At 65.6% G+C, this 15,124-nt stretch carries 12 protein-coding genes and 1 pseudogene; 5 read left to right on the plus strand and 8 right to left on the minus strand.

The window, feature by feature from the left end; genetic code table 11:
- Positions 1 to 39: 39 nt before the first annotated feature.
- Positions 40 to 882, plus strand: coding sequence for a protein NO VEIN domain-containing protein (locus CHB69_RS07270; RefSeq protein WP_089215344.1), 843 nt, complete (start codon positions 40 to 42; stop codon positions 880 to 882).
- A gap of 231 nt (positions 883 to 1,113) precedes the next feature.
- A complete protein-coding gene (locus CHB69_RS07275; RefSeq protein ID WP_089215345.1) occupies positions 1,114 to 1,482 on the plus strand; it encodes a hypothetical protein in 369 nt (122 codons plus the stop codon).
- A gap of 205 nt (positions 1,483 to 1,687) precedes the next feature.
- Here the strand turns inward: CHB69_RS07275 and CHB69_RS07280 are convergent, their stop codons facing one another.
- Entirely contained in the window at positions 1,688 to 2,389 is a 702-nt protein-coding gene (locus CHB69_RS07280; RefSeq protein ID WP_212541901.1) for a hypothetical protein, read from the minus strand.
- Between the two features lie 126 nt (positions 2,390 to 2,515).
- Here CHB69_RS07280 and CHB69_RS07285 point away from each other — a divergent pair, with 126 nt between their 5' ends.
- A complete protein-coding gene (locus CHB69_RS07285) occupies positions 2,516 to 3,604 on the plus strand; it encodes a hypothetical protein (RefSeq protein WP_089215347.1) in 1,089 nt (362 codons plus the stop codon).
- Here CHB69_RS07285 and CHB69_RS20070 read toward each other — a convergent pair.
- Entirely contained in the window at positions 3,576 to 3,824 is a 249-nt protein-coding gene (locus CHB69_RS20070) for an ATP-binding protein (protein WP_170935472.1), read from the minus strand. The genes CHB69_RS07285 and CHB69_RS20070 overlap by 29 nt on opposite strands.
- A gap of 265 nt (positions 3,825 to 4,089) precedes the next feature.
- Positions 4,090 to 4,278, minus strand: a pseudogene (locus CHB69_RS20755) (histidine kinase); the annotation flags it as partial.
- A 362-nt stretch (positions 4,279 to 4,640) separates the two neighbouring features.
- On the opposite strand from CHB69_RS20755, the gene CHB69_RS07295 reads away from it, so the two are divergent.
- Complete coding sequence (locus tag CHB69_RS07295) at positions 4,641 to 5,642, plus strand: helix-turn-helix transcriptional regulator (protein WP_170935474.1); 1,002 nt, start codon at positions 4,641 to 4,643, stop codon at positions 5,640 to 5,642.
- Here CHB69_RS07295 and ligD read toward each other — a convergent pair.
- Positions 5,599 to 8,106, minus strand: coding sequence for a DNA ligase D (gene ligD, locus CHB69_RS07300; protein WP_089215350.1), 2,508 nt, complete (start codon positions 8,104 to 8,106; stop codon positions 5,599 to 5,601). The genes CHB69_RS07295 and ligD overlap by 44 nt on opposite strands.
- Before the next feature lie 156 nt (positions 8,107 to 8,262).
- Positions 8,263 to 9,120, minus strand: a complete 858-nt coding sequence (ku, locus tag CHB69_RS07305) for a non-homologous end joining protein Ku (protein WP_089215351.1) — start codon at positions 9,118 to 9,120, stop codon at positions 8,263 to 8,265.
- Between the two features lie 129 nt (positions 9,121 to 9,249).
- Here ku and CHB69_RS07310 point away from each other — a divergent pair, with 129 nt between their 5' ends.
- On the plus strand, positions 9,250 to 9,516 hold the full coding sequence (locus tag CHB69_RS07310) for a DUF3297 family protein (protein ID WP_089215529.1): 267 nt from the start codon (positions 9,250 to 9,252) through the stop codon (positions 9,514 to 9,516).
- Positions 9,517 to 9,692: 176 nt separating this feature from the next.
- Here CHB69_RS07310 and CHB69_RS07315 read toward each other — a convergent pair whose 3' ends face one another.
- From CHB69_RS07315 to CHB69_RS07325, 3 genes are all read right to left on the minus strand, one after another.
- On the minus strand, positions 9,693 to 10,262 hold the full coding sequence (locus tag CHB69_RS07315; RefSeq protein ID WP_089215352.1) for a CHAP domain-containing protein: 570 nt from the start codon (positions 10,260 to 10,262) through the stop codon (positions 9,693 to 9,695).
- Positions 10,263 to 10,648: 386 nt separating this feature from the next.
- The gene (locus CHB69_RS07320) at positions 10,649 to 12,946 is read right to left on the minus strand and encodes a putative bifunctional diguanylate cyclase/phosphodiesterase (protein ID WP_245836628.1); all 2,298 of its coding nucleotides are present in this window, start codon (positions 12,944 to 12,946) and stop codon (positions 10,649 to 10,651) included.
- A gap of 370 nt (positions 12,947 to 13,316) precedes the next feature.
- On the minus strand, positions 13,317 to 15,068 hold the full coding sequence (locus CHB69_RS07325) for a fatty acyl-AMP ligase (RefSeq protein WP_089215354.1): 1,752 nt from the start codon (positions 15,066 to 15,068) through the stop codon (positions 13,317 to 13,319).
- Positions 15,069 to 15,124 lie beyond the last annotated feature (56 nt).

Below are 15,124 nucleotides of genomic sequence, written 5' to 3' on the forward strand. Positions count from 1 at the left end.
GAACCTTTGCCGCCGTCCCAATTTCAGTATGATGGCGATATGAACGAGGGGCAGGAAGGCAAGGCGTGGTCGGACGCTGAGAACGACATGGTCGTAGCCGATTATTTTGCCATGCTGGCGAAGGAATTGAGCGGTCAGCCCTTTGTCAAAGCGCATCATAATCAAACGCTCACCGAAACGATCGGACGTTCGAAGAAGTCGATCGAATATAAGCATATGAATATCAGCGCGGTGCTCGAACGCCTCGGGCTGCCACGCATCAAAGGCTATGCGCCGCTCGCCAATTTTCAGAACAGTCTGATCGACGCGATCGAGCGGCAATTGTCCTTCGATTCATTGGTGCCGAACGTACCGGAAACGACGACCGGCGCGGTTGCCGTCAGCGACCGATCCTCTTTGTGGATCGGTCCTCCGCCTTCGGTGTCTCCTGACGATAGGAAGACTACCGATGCGCTCGACCGGCTGGTGCGCAAATTCGACCCAGCCGCACGCGATGCGCGCAATCGGCAGTTGGGACGGAGTGGAGAAGAACGTGTTTTCCACCATGAGCGCGAACTGCTCATCGCGGCGGGGCGCGAAGACCTTGCGCGAAAGGTCGAATGGACCTCGCAAGAGCGGGGCGATGGTGCAGGCTATGACATTGCTTCGTTCACGCCCGAGGGCGCATCGCGGCTGATCGAGGTCAAGACGACCAATGGGCCGGCAAAGACGCCCTTCTATATGAGCGAGAATGAGCGGCTGTTCAGCGAAGAACGGCCGGAAGCATTTCGCTTGATGCGCCTCCACGATTTTTCGACGCGGCCGAGCGGTTTCGAATTGCGGCCGCCGCTGGGTGATTTCCTTACTTTCCAACCGATCAATTATCGTGCGGCTCTGCGATGATCGTGCGGAAATAATTGCATCCAGAGCGGATTGGGTCGCCCGTCATTCTGCCGCTTTTTCTGCTATCATTGCTGTAGAAAATTCGATTGTGCCGGCCGGGTGAGCTGTTCCTTTCTTTGTGGCTTCGTGTCTTTGCGCGACACTAAAATAATCTCGCACAAAGACACGAAGCCACAAAGAGACTGAGTCTGTCGCGCGTTCCTTTCTGGCACTGGATAGATGGTTGGCTCGATGAAGTGGACGGTGTTCGAGTATCTTTATCGCGACGCCGACAATCACAAAGCATATGGAAAGGTCGCCCTTGAGGGCATCGTGAGCGACGAGCGTTGGAAAGCTGCGCTCTCCAAGCTCGACGAAGGCATCTATTTTGTCGCGGAACAGATCGGCCTACCCGCGCTTTGCGATCAGCTATTTCGTTGGAGCGGGAATGCGCCGACCGATGCTGATCATTGCTGGCATGAGTTCATTTCAATCTCAATTGTGGATGAAGCTGACCTGCCGACTGCCATCCATAGGCGCGGCTCAACCGAACGGCTGGTTGAAAGGATTAGTGCTGCAGATGTCTGGAATATTTGGCTTTCGCCGAATGTCACATCATAGTCTCGGCGGATGTCGATGGGGAACGCAAGGTGCCGCTTGTCGGAGTTTCTAAGCCGGGGAATGAGCCGCTGGAAGACGGATTTCCCTGCTCATCGACGAGGGCAAACAGTAGCCGCAAGAAATATGCCGAGCATCGAAGGATATGCAGTGCCTCGTGCGGCGCATAGATTGTCTCGACGTGCATGGTCGCATTCCGCCAAGGGTTTCAGATAGCATCAAGGTGAGCATACATCGCCTCAAAGGCGGCACCCTCCGATTCCGACACTCGTCCCTTAGGCGGCCACAGTTCATCGATGCGTTTACGGATGGAATTTAGGATAAACGCCCAGTTTTTCTCAGCCGGCTTTGTTGGATCTTCAATGCCGAGCCTTTTTGCGAGCGCCTTGATGGCGATTTCAAGCATGCGCATCGAATGAAAAACGGACGCCGTGTGGCGCCCCATCGCGATACATTTCGATGCTTCCTCCACCTCAAATGCCGCTGAAGGAAAAGCAACCGAAAATCCTTCAATTTCGATCAGCTCATCCGCACTCTGCAACAAAACGGCGTCCTGAGAAGTTAGCGCGAGCATTTTAATCTCGATGAGGTGATCCGCAAATCGACTTTCGACCTCGTGGAGTCTCTGAGTTGAGACGCCTACCGTCAATCGACAAGGTTCTTCAGATAGAGCAACCCTCAGTCGCTGTGAAGCAATCACAGCTAAGCTGGCTCCAAGTATCTTGGCTTGCTCTTCAAAGCTTTCCAGTGGTGGGAGCATCATTTCCACACTGCTTGGGATAAGCGTCTGGTCCCTCGCTTCCCCAATTCCGGAAAATATCTGATGAACACGAGCGAGGTCGGTCGCAGCGGCGAGAAGTGCAGAGCTATCAATTTCCAGCATTTCGATCGTCTCACGATTGGGCCGCAAGCCGAGCCGACCTTATCAATCTCTCGCAGAAGCGTAAAGAACAAATCATAAACAAAATCCTTTCCTACATTCCTCCAATCGGTCATACCCTAACGGGTTTGGTCTTGGGAAACGGGAGGGACAGCCATGCAGAACCGGACACCGATTGCGGCGGAGGCGCGGCCGGCGCTTCCCGACTTCACGCCGGTGCCGCGCAAGTTTCGGCATGACGGGTGGACGCCCGAGCGGCAGCGGGCGTTTATCGCGGCGCTTGCCGATACGGGGTCGGTCAGCCGGGCGGCGGCGATGGTCAATATGGCGCAGCGCAATTGCTATACGCTGCGGCGCGCGCCCGGCGCGGAGAGCTTCCGGCGGGCGTGGGAGGCGGCGCTCGATTTCGGAATCGCGCGGCTGAAGGACATTGCCTTCGAGCGCGCGATCGAGGGCTATCAGGTGCCGGTGTTCGTCGGCGGCAAGCTGATGGGCTTTCGGCGCAAATATAATGATGCGCTGCTGATGTTCTGTCTGCGCCACTATGGGCAGGACGGCGGCGGGCGGCGCACGACGGTCAACTATTTTTCGACGCGGGCGAGCGCGGGGTCCTTCGAGACGCCGCTTCGCGGCTCCTCGGGACGAGCGGGAGCCGGCGAGGGCGCGGCGGGCGCCGTGGCCGAGGCTTCGACGACGACGGTGCGCACGGTGATCCACGGCGAGCGCGCGGCGCGCGATGCGGCGGCGGCGCAGGACGCCGCGGCGGGGGCGGTCGAGGGGTTTGCGGGGGTCGAACTCGACGCGCAGGCAATGGCCGAGATCGACGCGGCGCTGCACGCGCTCGCGGCGCGGCGGCGCGCGATCGAGGGGGTGGTCGCGGCGGGCGGGGCCGCGCGGGTCGCGGCCGAGGCCGACGACGAGGCGACGGGGCTGGTGCGGCTGGGCGAAAGGGACTCGCCCTATTGGGGTGCGCTCGAGATGAACGAAGGGCTCGCGGACCTCGAGCCGCCGGCGCGCTTCGGCGGGGAGGCCGACTGGGTGCAGGCGGGGGCCGACATGCCCGAGGGGTATCGCGAATGGATCGAGGCCGCCGAGGCGCGCGGCGAGGCGGTGCCGGTGCTTCCCGTGGCGGCGCGGCCGGAGGGCGGCGACGGGGTGGCGGCGGTGAAGAAGCGGCCGCCGCGGCGGCGCGGGACACGCCGCGAGGCGGCGACGGTCAGGCCGCGCGGGGAAGCTCGGCGCTGACCATCGTGCCGCGGCTCGTGCGCGCGATCGCGAAGGTGCCGCCGAGTTGCGCGACGCGTTCGCGCATGCTGGCGAGGCCGACGCCGCGATTGCGCACCGTCTTGCCCGCGGCGAGGACGGGGCAGATGCCGATGCCGTCGTCGTTGATCGTAAGGATCAGCCTCCGCCTGCACGACGAGATCGACGTCGACGCGGCGCGCGCGGGCGTGGCGCGCGACATTGGCGAGCGCTTCCTGCGCGACGCGGTAGAGCGCGACTTCGGCGGCGGGGGCGAGCTCGAGCGGGCCGTGCGGTGCGCGGAAGCGAGTGCTGAGCCCGGTGCGCCGTTCGAAGCCCTCGGCGAAGATCGCCAGCGCGGCGCGCAGCCCGGCGCCGAGCAGCTCGGGCGGGACGACCTGGTCGAGCGTCTGCATCTGGACGCGGATCGACGCGACCGACTCGGCGATCGAGCGGCAGAGCGCCTCGGCCTCGTGCGGGCGCTCGACCTGGCCGAGCGCGAGCAGGCTGAACTGGATCGCGACGAGTTGCTGCGCCATGTCGTCGTGGAGTTCGCGCGCGATGCGCCGCCGCTCTTCCTGTTCGGCGAGCAGGAGGGCCTCGTGGAGAAAGGCATCGGTGGGGAGGGGCGAATCGGGGGCTTGCCCGTCCGGCGGAAATATTATCGCTGACTCCATCACGCTGCTCCCCTGCGATGCGAATGGCGACCCGGTTTCCCCGCGCCGTTCTGTTCGCCAGCGCGGCCTGACGGTCGCCTGTCGCCGGAGTCGGGGGGTTGCCCCTAAGTATGGATACCTAAGCGGCGCGGGCTATGCAGATTCTGTCAAAATGTTGAAAGGCGGGGCGCAATTCGTCGATTCCGTGATAATGACGAGGAATCGGGGTGGGCCGGCCCCGATGGCGGCGGCGTTTTTCGGGGTTATTCCTGATGCCGGGTGCGGGATTTCCCTTTAGGGTGACGCCCGGGCAACGGACCGGACGAAGCAGCGGACCAGCGAGTGCTTCGAAAGCGCCGGATGGCCGCCTGTGGGAGCGTACCATGATTTCTTCGTCGAGCGTCGGCGGCGACTGGACCCTGGTGCCGGCCCATGCGGTCGATAGCACGCGCGAGGCGGTGCTCGGCGCAGACCTCGACTCGATCCATTTTGCGCGCGGGGAGCCGGTCGACGGCCTGGCGCTCGCGGAGAGCGACGGGGTGAGCTATGCGAGCGGCAGCGTCGGCGGCCCGCTGGCTTTGCTGGGACCCCTGTCCGAAAGCCTGATCACGATCGGGCTGGGTCTTCGACTGAACCCCGGATCGCGCCAATGGCTGAGCGAGGTGCGCACCGGCAACATCTGTGTCGTCCACCCCGGCGACGAGCATCGCGGGCTGTTCATGCCGGGAAGCCTCTACGTCACTGCGCGGCTCTCGGCCGATCAGCTCGAGGAATTTTCGGCGGAGATGGGGCTGGTGCTCGACGCGCGGCAGCTCGGCGGATCGGGCGTCAGCTCCCACCGCGCCGCCGACGGGCCGCTGGCGATGCTGCGCAGCGGTTTCGAGCGGGTGCATCGCCGGGACCCCGGCGTGCCGGGCTCGCCGGTGCTCGGTCGCTTCACGCTCGAAACGGTGATCGGCGCTCTCGCGCGCGAGCCGCGGGCGGTTCCGGGCGCGCGTATGCCGGTCGGCTATGGCCGGATCGTGGCGCGCGCGCTCGACTATATCGAGGCCAATCTGGCGGCGCCGCTGTCGAACCGCACGATCGCGCGCGCCGCCTTTACCTCTGAGGCGACCCTGCATCGCGCGTTTCTGGAGCTCTTCGGCGAGACGCCGCAGACCTTTGTCCGCAAATGGCGCCTCAACCGCATCCGCCAGGATCTGGCGAGCGAAGCCGAGGCGCGATGCACGATCACGATGATCGCCAATCGCTGGGGGGTGAGCGAGCTCGGGCGGTTCGCGGGGCTCTATCGGTCGCTGTTCGGCGAACTGCCGTCGGAAACGCGCGCGCGCGCGGCGGCGCTCAGAAATCCGGCAGCGCCTGGCGGGCAAAGCCCCAGCCCTTGAGTTCGGCGCTCGCGGCGCGCTCCAGCAGGTCTTCGGCGTCCCCGATGCTCCAGCGGCGCGGGCTGTCCACCTCGGCGAGCGCGTCCCAGCCGATCGGCGCCGCGACCGGCGCGCCTTCGCGCGCGCGCGCCGAATAGGGCATCACCGCGGTGCTGCCGCGCTGGTTGCGAAGATAGTCGATGAAGATCCTGCCCTTGCGCTTCGCCTTGCTCATCGTCGCGGTGAAGCGGCCGGGTTCCGACAGCGCGAGCGCTTCCGCGAAGCGTTTCGCAAAATCCTTGTGCGCGTCCCAGCTGTGGCCGGGGCTCAGCGGCACGACGACATGCACCCCCTTGCCGCCCGAGAGCATCGCGAAGCTGACGAGGCCGATGTCGGCGAGCTGGCGCTTCAGGTCGGCGGCGGCTTTCTTGACGTCGGCGAAATCGAGCCCTTCGTCGGGGTCGAGGTCGAAGACCATGCGGTCGGGCCGTTCGACGGCGTCGGCGTGGCTGCCCCAGCCGTGAAATTCGATCGTCCCCATCTGGACGCAGGCGAGGATGCCGTCCGCATCCTCGACATAGAGATAATCCTCGACCGCGCCGTCCTTCTCTTCGATCGGGACGTGGCGGACGTGGGGGCCGAAGCTGCCCGAATCATGCTTCTGGAAGAAGCATTGCTTTGCGCGTCCTTGCGGGCAGCGGACGAGGCTGACCGGGCGGCGCGCGAGGTGCGGGAGCATGACCGGCGCCACCGCGGCATAATAGTCGGCGAGATCGCCCTTGGTCGCCTTTGCCTCGGGGAAGATGATACGGTCGCGGCTGCTGATCTTCACGTCGCTCGCGGGGGCGGGGGCTTTCGCCCTGGTTTCGGGTGTCACGTCCTTCGCCTCCTTGTCGGCGCGCAGGCCGACGAAGCTCGCGTGGCGGACCGCGCCGCCGGCGGTATATTCGGCGAAGGCGATCTCGGCGACAAGATCGGGCTTTACCCAATGGACCTTGCGCGCCGCCGCCCTGTCGACTTCGACCGGCGCGGTCTTGCGCGCGCGGCGCGCGAGTTTCGCCGCGAGCGTCGCCATCGTATCGGCGTCGAAGCCGGTTCCGACATTGCCCTTGTAGACGAGCTCGTCCTTTTCGCGCTGCGCGAGGAGCAGCGAGGCAAAGGGGCGCGCCTTCGCCGAACTCTCCTTCCAGCCGACGATGACGAATTCCTGGCGGCGGGTGCATTTGACCTTCACCCAATTCTTCGAGCGGCGGCCCGCATAGGGCGCATCGGCGCGCTTGGCGATGATCCCTTCCTGCCCGGCGCCGCACATCGCGTCGTAGAGTTTTTCGCCCGCGCCGATGACATGGTCGGCGACCGCGATCGGCGGCGCCGCGTCGCCGAGCAGCGCTTCGAGGCGCTCCTTGCGTTCGAGATTGCCGAGCGCGGTGAGCGGCTTGCCGCCCTCTTCGAGCAGGTCGAAGGCGAAGAAGCGAAGATCGGTCGCTTCGTCCTGCGCGCCGTGCCCGCGCTTCAACACCGCCTGAAGCGAGGAGAAGTCGGGGTTGCCGTCCTTGCCATAGGCGACGATCTCGCCGTCGATCAGGCACGGCGGCAGGTCGAGCGCGGCGATGTGGCGCGCGAGCGGCGCGAACTTGCCGGCCCAGTCGAGCCCGCTGCGCGTATAGACGACGACCCGCTCCCCCGCCGCGGCGACGAGCGCGCGATAACCGTCGAACTTGATCTCGTGAAACCAGTTGTTGCCCGCCGGCACGCTGTCGACGAGCGTTGCGAGCTGGAGCTTGCGGAATTTGGGCGGTCTGGCGCCGGTCTTCGCGGTTTTGGCGACCTTGCGGTTATGCGCGGCGGCGGCGGTCATCTTCTTCGCGAAGAGCTTGCCCTTCGCGCCCTTCAGCGATTGCTCGCCGCCTTCGTCGCCCGCGATCTCGGCCATCGGGCGGCCGGTGAGGACGCTGGTGAGGTAGCGGCCGGTGAGGTCGTCGCTGCCGCCCGCATAGGCATCGTCGATCTTGCGGAGCAGCCAGTTCTCGCGCTTTTCGCCCTTGCGCGGCTTCATGCGGACGAGCAGCCATTCGCCCTTCATCCGCTCGCCGTCGAGGGTGAAATGGAGGTGGCCGCGCTCGATGTCCTTCGCGCTCTTGCCTTCGACCGGTGCCCAGGTGCCGCGGTCCCACAGCATCACCGTGCCGCCGCCATATTCGCCCCTGGGGATCACCCCCTCGAAATCGGCATAGGCCATCGGATGATCTTCGGTGCGCACCGCGAGCCGCTTGTCGTCGGGGTTCGCGCTCGGCCCCTTGGTGACCGCCCAGCTTTTGAGCACGCCACCCGCCTCGAGCCGGAAATCGTAATGGAGGCGCGTCGCGTCGTGCTTCTGGACGATGAAGCGATTGCCGGAGCCTTTCGCGACCTTGCCCGCGGGTTCGGGGGTCAGCTTGAAATCGCGCTTTTTGTTATATTGGGCGAGGGGATCGGCACGGGTCATCGCGCGCTCGCTTTTTCGTGCCCCTGCGAAGGCAGGGGCCCATCACCGATGCGGGCGATACGAGCCGAACCATAGGCAAATGGCGCGAGGCCGGATGATGGGCCCCTGCCTTCGCAGGGGCACACGGCAGCGAAAGGCGATCCGGCTCTCACGAGGCTATGCCCGCTTCTTGGCCGGCGCCTTTTTCGCCGGCGCCTTCTTCGCCGCGGTCGCGGTCTTTTTCTTGCCGTCAACCGACGCCTTGAGCGCCGCCATCAGGTCGATGACGTTCGAGCCTTCGCGAATGCCGGCGGGCTCTTCGACATCCTCGAGCACGCGCTTGCCCTTTGCCTTCGCCTTTTTTGCGATCACGCGCTTGATCGCATCGACATAATGGTTGTGAAAATCGCTCGCGTCGAACTTGCCGGTCTTCCTGTCGATCAGCGTTTCGGCGAGGTCGAGGAGGTCGGCGTCGGGTTTCGAGGCGGGGATGTCGCGGAAATAGCTCGCCGCCTTGTTCACCTCGTCGGCATAGCGCAGCATTTCGAGGACGAGGCCCCTGCCGCACGGGCGCAGACCGACGAGCTGTTCCTGCCCGCGCAGCGCGAGCTGGCCGAGCCCGACCTTTTTCGTGCGGCGGAGCGCCTCGCGCAGCACGATATAGGCCTCTTCGGCGAGCTCGTCGGCGGGGACGACATAATAGGGCTTTTCATAATAGAGGATGTCGATGTCGCTCGCCTCGACGAACTGGACGAGCTCGAGCGTGCGCTTGCTCTCGAGCTTGACCGCCTCGATCTCCTCCTCGTCGAGCAGGACATAATTGCCCTTTGACAGCTCATAGCCCTTGACGATGTCGTCCTTGTCGATCGGACCGATGCCGGGGACGATTTTCTCATATTTGACCGGCTTGCCGCTCGGTTCGTGGATCTGGCGAAAGCTGACGCTCGCGCCCGATCTGGTCGCGGGATAGATTTCGACCGGGATCGACACCAGGGCGAGGCGGATCTGTCCCTTCCAATAGGCGCGCGCGGCCATGCTTCACCTCGATTACGCTGCCCCCATGCGAGTCCAAATGATCGGAGCGGCGCGGAGTTCCCCGCCGCGCCCCTTGATTTGCCGTCGCGGCTCGCCTAGCGGCGCGGCACCGATGTGGAGAATTTGACGATGACCGATACGCCCCCCGACCGCCTGTCGACCAACCCGCGCTCGCCCCATTTCGACATGGAGGTGCTGCAGCGCGGCATCGGCATCCGCTTCAAGGGGCAGGAGCGCACCGACGTCGAGGAATATTCGATTTCCGAAGGCTGGATCCGCGTTGCCGCGGGCAAGTCGAAGGATCGTTTCGGCCAGCCGATGACGATCAAGCTGTCGGGCCCGGTCGAGGCATGGTTCGAGGATGGCGCCGGCGAGGGTGAGGGCGAGGAGGCCTGATCCCGTCGGTTCCCTGGCCGGAGTGCGATCCAGCCTCAAAGCAATAGCGGCGTGTCCCCGCGAAGGCGGGGACCCATCTTCGACCGGCTCAATATGGCGCCGACAGGACATGGGCTCCCGCCTCCGCGGGAGCACACGGCTCTTCAATTCACTATGGCATCACCGGGACGAGCGGATCAGTTGTCGAGCGAAGCCGCGACGAGTTCGAGGCCGTTGCCCGGTTTCCAATCGTTCCTGGCCCAGACGGGTTCGGCGAGTGCCGGCCCGGAGTCGTCCGCATTGGGATAGATGAAGCCCTGGACCGGGTTGGCGCGGGTGCCGAGGTCGCCGATCGGCGCATACCAGACGCGCACGAGGCTCCAGTCGCCGCGCTCGCTGACGTCGACGACGCGGACGTCGCGCTCGATCTGGCCGCGGCGGCCGCGGATCGGCGACCAATTGGCGTGGCTGATCAGGATTTCGCGGTCGCCGACGATCTTTTCGACCACCGCGACATGGCCGAAAGGCATGCCGGGGGTGCTCGCAAACGCCATCACCGCGCCTGCGCGCGGTTCCTGACCGCGGGCATAGTCGCCGGCGGCCTGCGCCCACCAGGTCTTGGCATTGCCGTGGATGTCGATGCCCGATTCGCTGCGCGCGAAGGGGACGCATTGCAGATAGCCGCGCGCGGCGGCGGGGGTGGCGATCAGCCCGGCGAGCATCAGCGTGGATGCCAGAAAGGCACCGAAAAAGCGGCGAACGGGCATGAAAGCGACCCCCCGATTGGCTTGTCTTCAAGCGCTGGAGGCTGTTTGCCACGGCGGCCGGCGGGCGCCAGCCCCGCGCGACGAAGCGCTTTGGCGGTGCGGTAAGTTGCGGAGCCTTTTGGTAAGACTTTCCTTTCGTCGCGCGCGGAAAGCGGTTCGTCGGCCGGGTGTCCTCGGTAGCAGAACGCGTTTGCGGAGTCTGTCCTGATCGGCTGGATTAGGGTCTGGACCCTAAAACCCGTTCGTCCTGAGGAGGGACTGAGCTTGTCGAAGCCCCGTCTCGAAGGACCGACGCGGCGCATGGTCCTTCGAGACGCCATTTCGACGGGGCTCAATGGCTCCTCAGGACGAACGGGAGACTTTGAATCCGCTTAACAGGACAGTCTTCAAGCCGCGGCGCTCGATCGCGATTCGGGCTGGCGGAACAGCGCGAGCACGTCGTCCGACGGCATCGGGCGGCCGTAATAATAGCCCTGGATATTGCTGCAGCCGAGGGTGCGGATCGTTTCGACCTCGAGCTCGGTCTCGGCGCCTTCGGCGGTGGTCGCCATGCCGAGGCTGTCGGCGAGCGCGACGACGGCGCGGATGATCGCGATCGATTCGGTCGCGCCCTTCGCTGCGCCCTGCACGAAGGTGCGGTCGACCTTGATCGTCGAGAAATGCGTCTTGCGAAGGTAGCCGAGCGACGAATAGCCGGTGCCGAAATCGTCGAGGCTGAGGCGGATGCCGAGCGCGAGCAATTGATCGAGCAGTTGCGCCGCGCCGCCGCCGTCGCGCAGGAAGACGCTCTCGGTGACCTCGATCTCGAGCCTTTGCGGCGGCAGCCCGCTCTGCGCGAGCGCCGAGACGACGACCGAGGCGAAATTGGGATCGGTGAGCTGTTCGGCCGAGACGTTGATCGCGACCTTGAGGTTCGAGGGCCAGCGCATCGCCTCGGCGCAGGCGGTGCGCAGCACCCATTCGCCGATCGGCGCGATCAGGCGGCTGTCCTCGGCGAGCGGGATGAAGCGGCCGGGCGAGACATTGCCGAGCTTCTGGTTGGTCCAGCGGATCAGCGCCTCGAAGCCGTTCAGCGTCCCGTCCTCGGCGGTGACGACGGGCTGGTAATAGAGCTCGAATTCGCCGCGATCGAGCGCGCCGCGCAGCTCCTGCTCCATCACGCGCCGTTCCTCGGCCTGCGCGTGGAGCGAGGCGACATAGGGCGCGACGACATTGCCGCCCTTGTCCTTCGACTTGTAGAGCGCAAGGTCGGCGTTGCGGGTCAGCGTCTCGACCGTCGCGCCGTCATGCGGGCCCATCGCATAGCCGACGCTGGCGCCGACGAAGAGCTGGTGGTTGTCGACGACATAGGGACGGCTGAGCGCGGCGATGATGCGGTGCGCGAGCTCCTCGGCGGCATCCGCCGACGCGACATTCTGAAGCACCACGGCGAATTCGTCGCCGCCGAGGCGGCCGCAGCTCATGCCGCGCTCCATCATGCTCTTGAGCCGCGCCGCGACCTGCGCGAGCAGCTTGTCGCCGGTCGGGTGGCCGAGCGTGTCGTTGACCGCCTTGAAGCGGTCGAGGTCGATCATCAGCAGCGCACAGCGCGCCTTCGCCTCGATCGCATGGGTGAGCGCGCGGCCGAGATCCTCGTTGAGGTGGAGGCGGTTGGGGAGGCCGGTCAGATTGTCGAAGCGCGCCATCTTGGCGATCTGTTCGGCCGAGGCGCGCTGTTCGGTGACGTCCGACCCGACCCCGCGGAAGCCGAGATATTTGCCCTGGTCGTCGAGGCGCGGCGAGGCGGACAATTCCCACCAGCGCGGCTTGCCGCCGATCGACACGGGCACGATCAGGTTCGAAAAACTCTCGCGCCGCTTCATCCGTTCGGCAAGGTCGTGGAGGCTTTTGGGGAACTGTCCGGTTTCCCAGCTGTCGCCCGACAGCGCCTGCAAAAGCAGCATCCCTTCGAGCGCGTCGGCAGGCGCGCCGAGCGCATAGGCGAGGCGCGGCGAGACGTGGACGAGGCGGCGGTTGCTGTCGGTCTGCCACAGCCAGTCGGCCGAGGTTTCCTCGAATTCGCGCAGCAGCAGGCTGACCGTCTCGGTCTTTTCGTGGAGGATTTCCTCGGCACGGCGGAAGCGGACGTAATTTTGCGCAAAGCGGACGCAGAAGGCGCAGAGCAGAAATCCGGCGACGAGCGCGACCGACGCGAGCTGCGGTGCGCCGGCGCGCACCAGCGCCGCCGCCGCCGACAGGCTGACCGGCGCGATGAACAGCGCGCACGCCATCGGCACGCTGTGCGCGACCATCGCGAGTGTCAGCATCATCAGCAGCGAAATCGTCCACATAGAAAGGACATGGTCGAGCCCCGGCGTCCAGCCCTGCAGCCAGAAGGTCGGCATCCAGAGCAGCGCCGAATAGAGGGCGTGGCGGTTGCAATGGCGAAACTCGATCGCGCCGCTGAGCCTCGCCTCGCCGAGCGGCAGCTTTGCGATCGAGCGATAGGACCAGATGCTGAACAGCAGCGCGGCGGTGAGCCAGCCGCCGGCGATCGTCCACGGCAGCCGGGTGACCATCGTGAAGGCGGCGACGAGCGCCATGCCGACGCTCATCCACAGGCGCAGCGATCCCTTGCCGCGAAGCGGCGCGAGCTGGAGCTGGCGGAGGTCCCCGATGTCGTCCTTTTGCGACCCCAGCCCCATCAGGGTGCGCACGGAAACATCATCGGCCGAGCGAGGGTCGGTCAACAGGCTAGTCACGATCGCCAGTCTAGCGCGTCGGGGTTACCCGAAGGTAACCATGCCCCTCTGGCGGCGAGAAATTTTCGTGCCGCCGCGGGACGGGTTGGGGGCAACGAGTCCACCCCTCCTCTTCAGAGGAGGGGCAGCGAGACTTGCCAGCTTGCTGGCTTAGTCGCAGCGGGGTGGTGCCGGACGTCTTGCGCGCTATCGCGCGTCACCACCCCCACCCCTCCTCTGAAGAGGAGGGGCTTATTATGACCGCAACCGAATGCGTCTGCCAGCTTTACCACCCGCCTGCGCGGGGGCGACGACCGCTATTGCCGCCCGCCCCCTAAGCCGCGATCGCGAAGGGCTGGATCTCGCCCGCCAGATATTGGGCGCGCGCCTTCGAGCGGCTGAGCTTGCCCGAGCTGGTGCGCGGCAGGGTGCGCGGCGGGATCAGTTCGACGAGGCAGTTCATGCCGGTGATCGCGCGCACGCGGTCGCGGATCGCCTCGCGCAGCGCGGCGCGCTCGGCGTCGTCGCTGGTGCGGCACTGGACGAGCACCGCGGGGGTCTCCTCGCCGCCCGGCGCGGTGATCGCGAAGGCGGCGATGTCGCCCGACTTGAAGCCCGGCAGCTGCTCGACCGCCCACTCGATGTCCTGCGGCCAGTGATTCTTGCCGTTGATGATGATCATGTCCTTGGCGCGGCCGACGATATAGACATAGCCGTCCGACATATAGCCCATGTCGCCGGTATCGAGCCAGCCGTCCGCCATGCACGCGGCGGTCGCTTCGGGGTCGCGGTAATAGCCGGTCATCAGCGACGGGCCGGTACACCAGACCTTGCCGACGGTCTGGTCGGGAAGGACGCGCCCATTCTCGTCGCGGACCTCGACGATCATGTCCTTGACCGGCCGGCCGCAGTTGACGATCGCGCGATAGCGGGTCGGCCGGTCGGCGTCGCCCGCGGCGCCCGACAGCTCGGTTTCCTCGACCAGTTCGACGACGATGCCTTCGCCCGGCGGCATGATGCTGACCGCGAGCGTCGCTTCGGCGAGGCCGTAGCTCGGCAGGAAGGCGCTCGCCTTGAAGCCCGCATCGGCGAAGGCGTCGACGAAGCTCTGCATCACGTCGGGGCGGATCATGTCGGCGCCATTGCCCGCGACGCGCCAGCGCGACAGGTCGAAGCGTTCGGCGACATTGGTCTGGCTCGAAATGCGGCGCGCGCAAATGTCATAGCCGAAAGTCGGCGAATAGCTGAGTGTCGTGCCCTGATTGCGGCTGATGAGGTCGAGCCAGGCGAGCGGGCGGCGGGCGAAATCCTCGGTCTTCAGATAATCGACCGACACCTGGTTGGCGACCGGCGACAGAAGGCAGCCGACGAGCCCCATGTCGTGATACCAGGGCAGCCAGCTGACGCAGCGGTCGCTGTCCTGCAGTTCCATGCCGTGCGAATGCGCCGACAGATTGTTGAGCAGCGCGCCATGGGTCACCGCGACGCCGTGCGGGAAGCGCGTCGAGCCGCTGCTATATTGCAGATAGCAGGTCTCGTCGGTCTTTTGCGGCGGCAGCGCGGCGATCGGCGCGGCGCGCGTCGCAAAGGCGCTCCAGTCGATCGGCTCGACGCCCTTCGCCTCGGCCGCCTCGCTCGCCATCGCGGCGATTTCGGGCGGGAAGAAGAGCATTTTGGGGTCGCAGCTCGCGAGCTGGACGCTGAGCTGGCCGACATAGGATTCGCGCCCGCCGAAGCTCGTCGGCAGCGGCAGCGGCACCGGCCAGGCGCCGGCATAGATGGTGCCGAAGAAGAGCGCGGCGAATTCGGGCCCGGTCTCGGCGATCAGCGCGATGCGGTCGCCCGGCTGGACGCCCGCGGCGATCAGCCGATAGGCGGCGACGAGCGCGTCGTCCTTGAGCTCGCGATAGCTGTAGGCGCGCACGAGGCGCCCGCGCGGATCGTGGAAATTGAGCCCGCGGCTGCCTTGCGCCGCATATTCGAGCGCTTCGCCGACGGTGGCGAAATCCGAAAAGCGGCGCGGCTGCGCGCATTCGGTGGGCGTGGGGACGAGTTCGTCCGGTGCGACGTTGTTTTTTTCGGTCATAAGGGGTGCAAAGTCCCGGAAAGCGGGGGTCGCGGCAACACGCATGTCATCTTTCG

Source organism: Sphingopyxis indica (genome assembly GCF_900188185.1).
Lineage (GTDB): Bacteria > Pseudomonadota > Alphaproteobacteria > Sphingomonadales > Sphingomonadaceae > Sphingopyxis > Sphingopyxis indica.

Bases quoted from the DNA above. Each gene is read 5' to 3' on its own strand.
- CHB69_RS07270 (WP_089215344.1), top strand. From the start codon at position 40: ATGAACGAGGGGCAGGAAGGCAAGGCGTGGTCGGACGCTGAGAACGAC.
- CHB69_RS07275 (WP_089215345.1), top strand. From the start codon at position 1,114: ATGAAGTGGACGGTGTTCGAGTATCTTTATCGCGACGCCGACAATCAC.
- CHB69_RS07285 (WP_089215347.1), top strand. From the start codon at position 2,516: ATGCAGAACCGGACACCGATTGCGGCGGAGGCGCGGCCGGCGCTTCCC.
- CHB69_RS20070 (WP_170935472.1), bottom strand. From the start codon at position 3,824: ATGTCGCGCGCCACGCCCGCGCGCGCCGCGTCGACGTCGATCTCGTCG.
- CHB69_RS07295 (WP_170935474.1), top strand. From the start codon at position 4,641: ATGATTTCTTCGTCGAGCGTCGGCGGCGACTGGACCCTGGTGCCGGCC.
- ligD (WP_089215350.1), bottom strand. From the start codon at position 8,106: ATGACCCGTGCCGATCCCCTCGCCCAATATAACAAAAAGCGCGATTTC.
- ku (WP_089215351.1), bottom strand. From the start codon at position 9,120: ATGGCCGCGCGCGCCTATTGGAAGGGACAGATCCGCCTCGCCCTGGTG.
- CHB69_RS07310 (WP_089215529.1), top strand. From the start codon at position 9,250: ATGACCGATACGCCCCCCGACCGCCTGTCGACCAACCCGCGCTCGCCC.
- CHB69_RS07315 (WP_089215352.1), bottom strand. From the start codon at position 10,262: ATGCCCGTTCGCCGCTTTTTCGGTGCCTTTCTGGCATCCACGCTGATG.
- CHB69_RS07320 (WP_245836628.1), bottom strand. From the start codon at position 12,946: ATGGGGCTGGGGTCGCAAAAGGACGACATCGGGGACCTCCGCCAGCTC.
- CHB69_RS07325 (WP_089215354.1), bottom strand. From the start codon at position 15,068: ATGACCGAAAAAAACAACGTCGCACCGGACGAACTCGTCCCCACGCCC.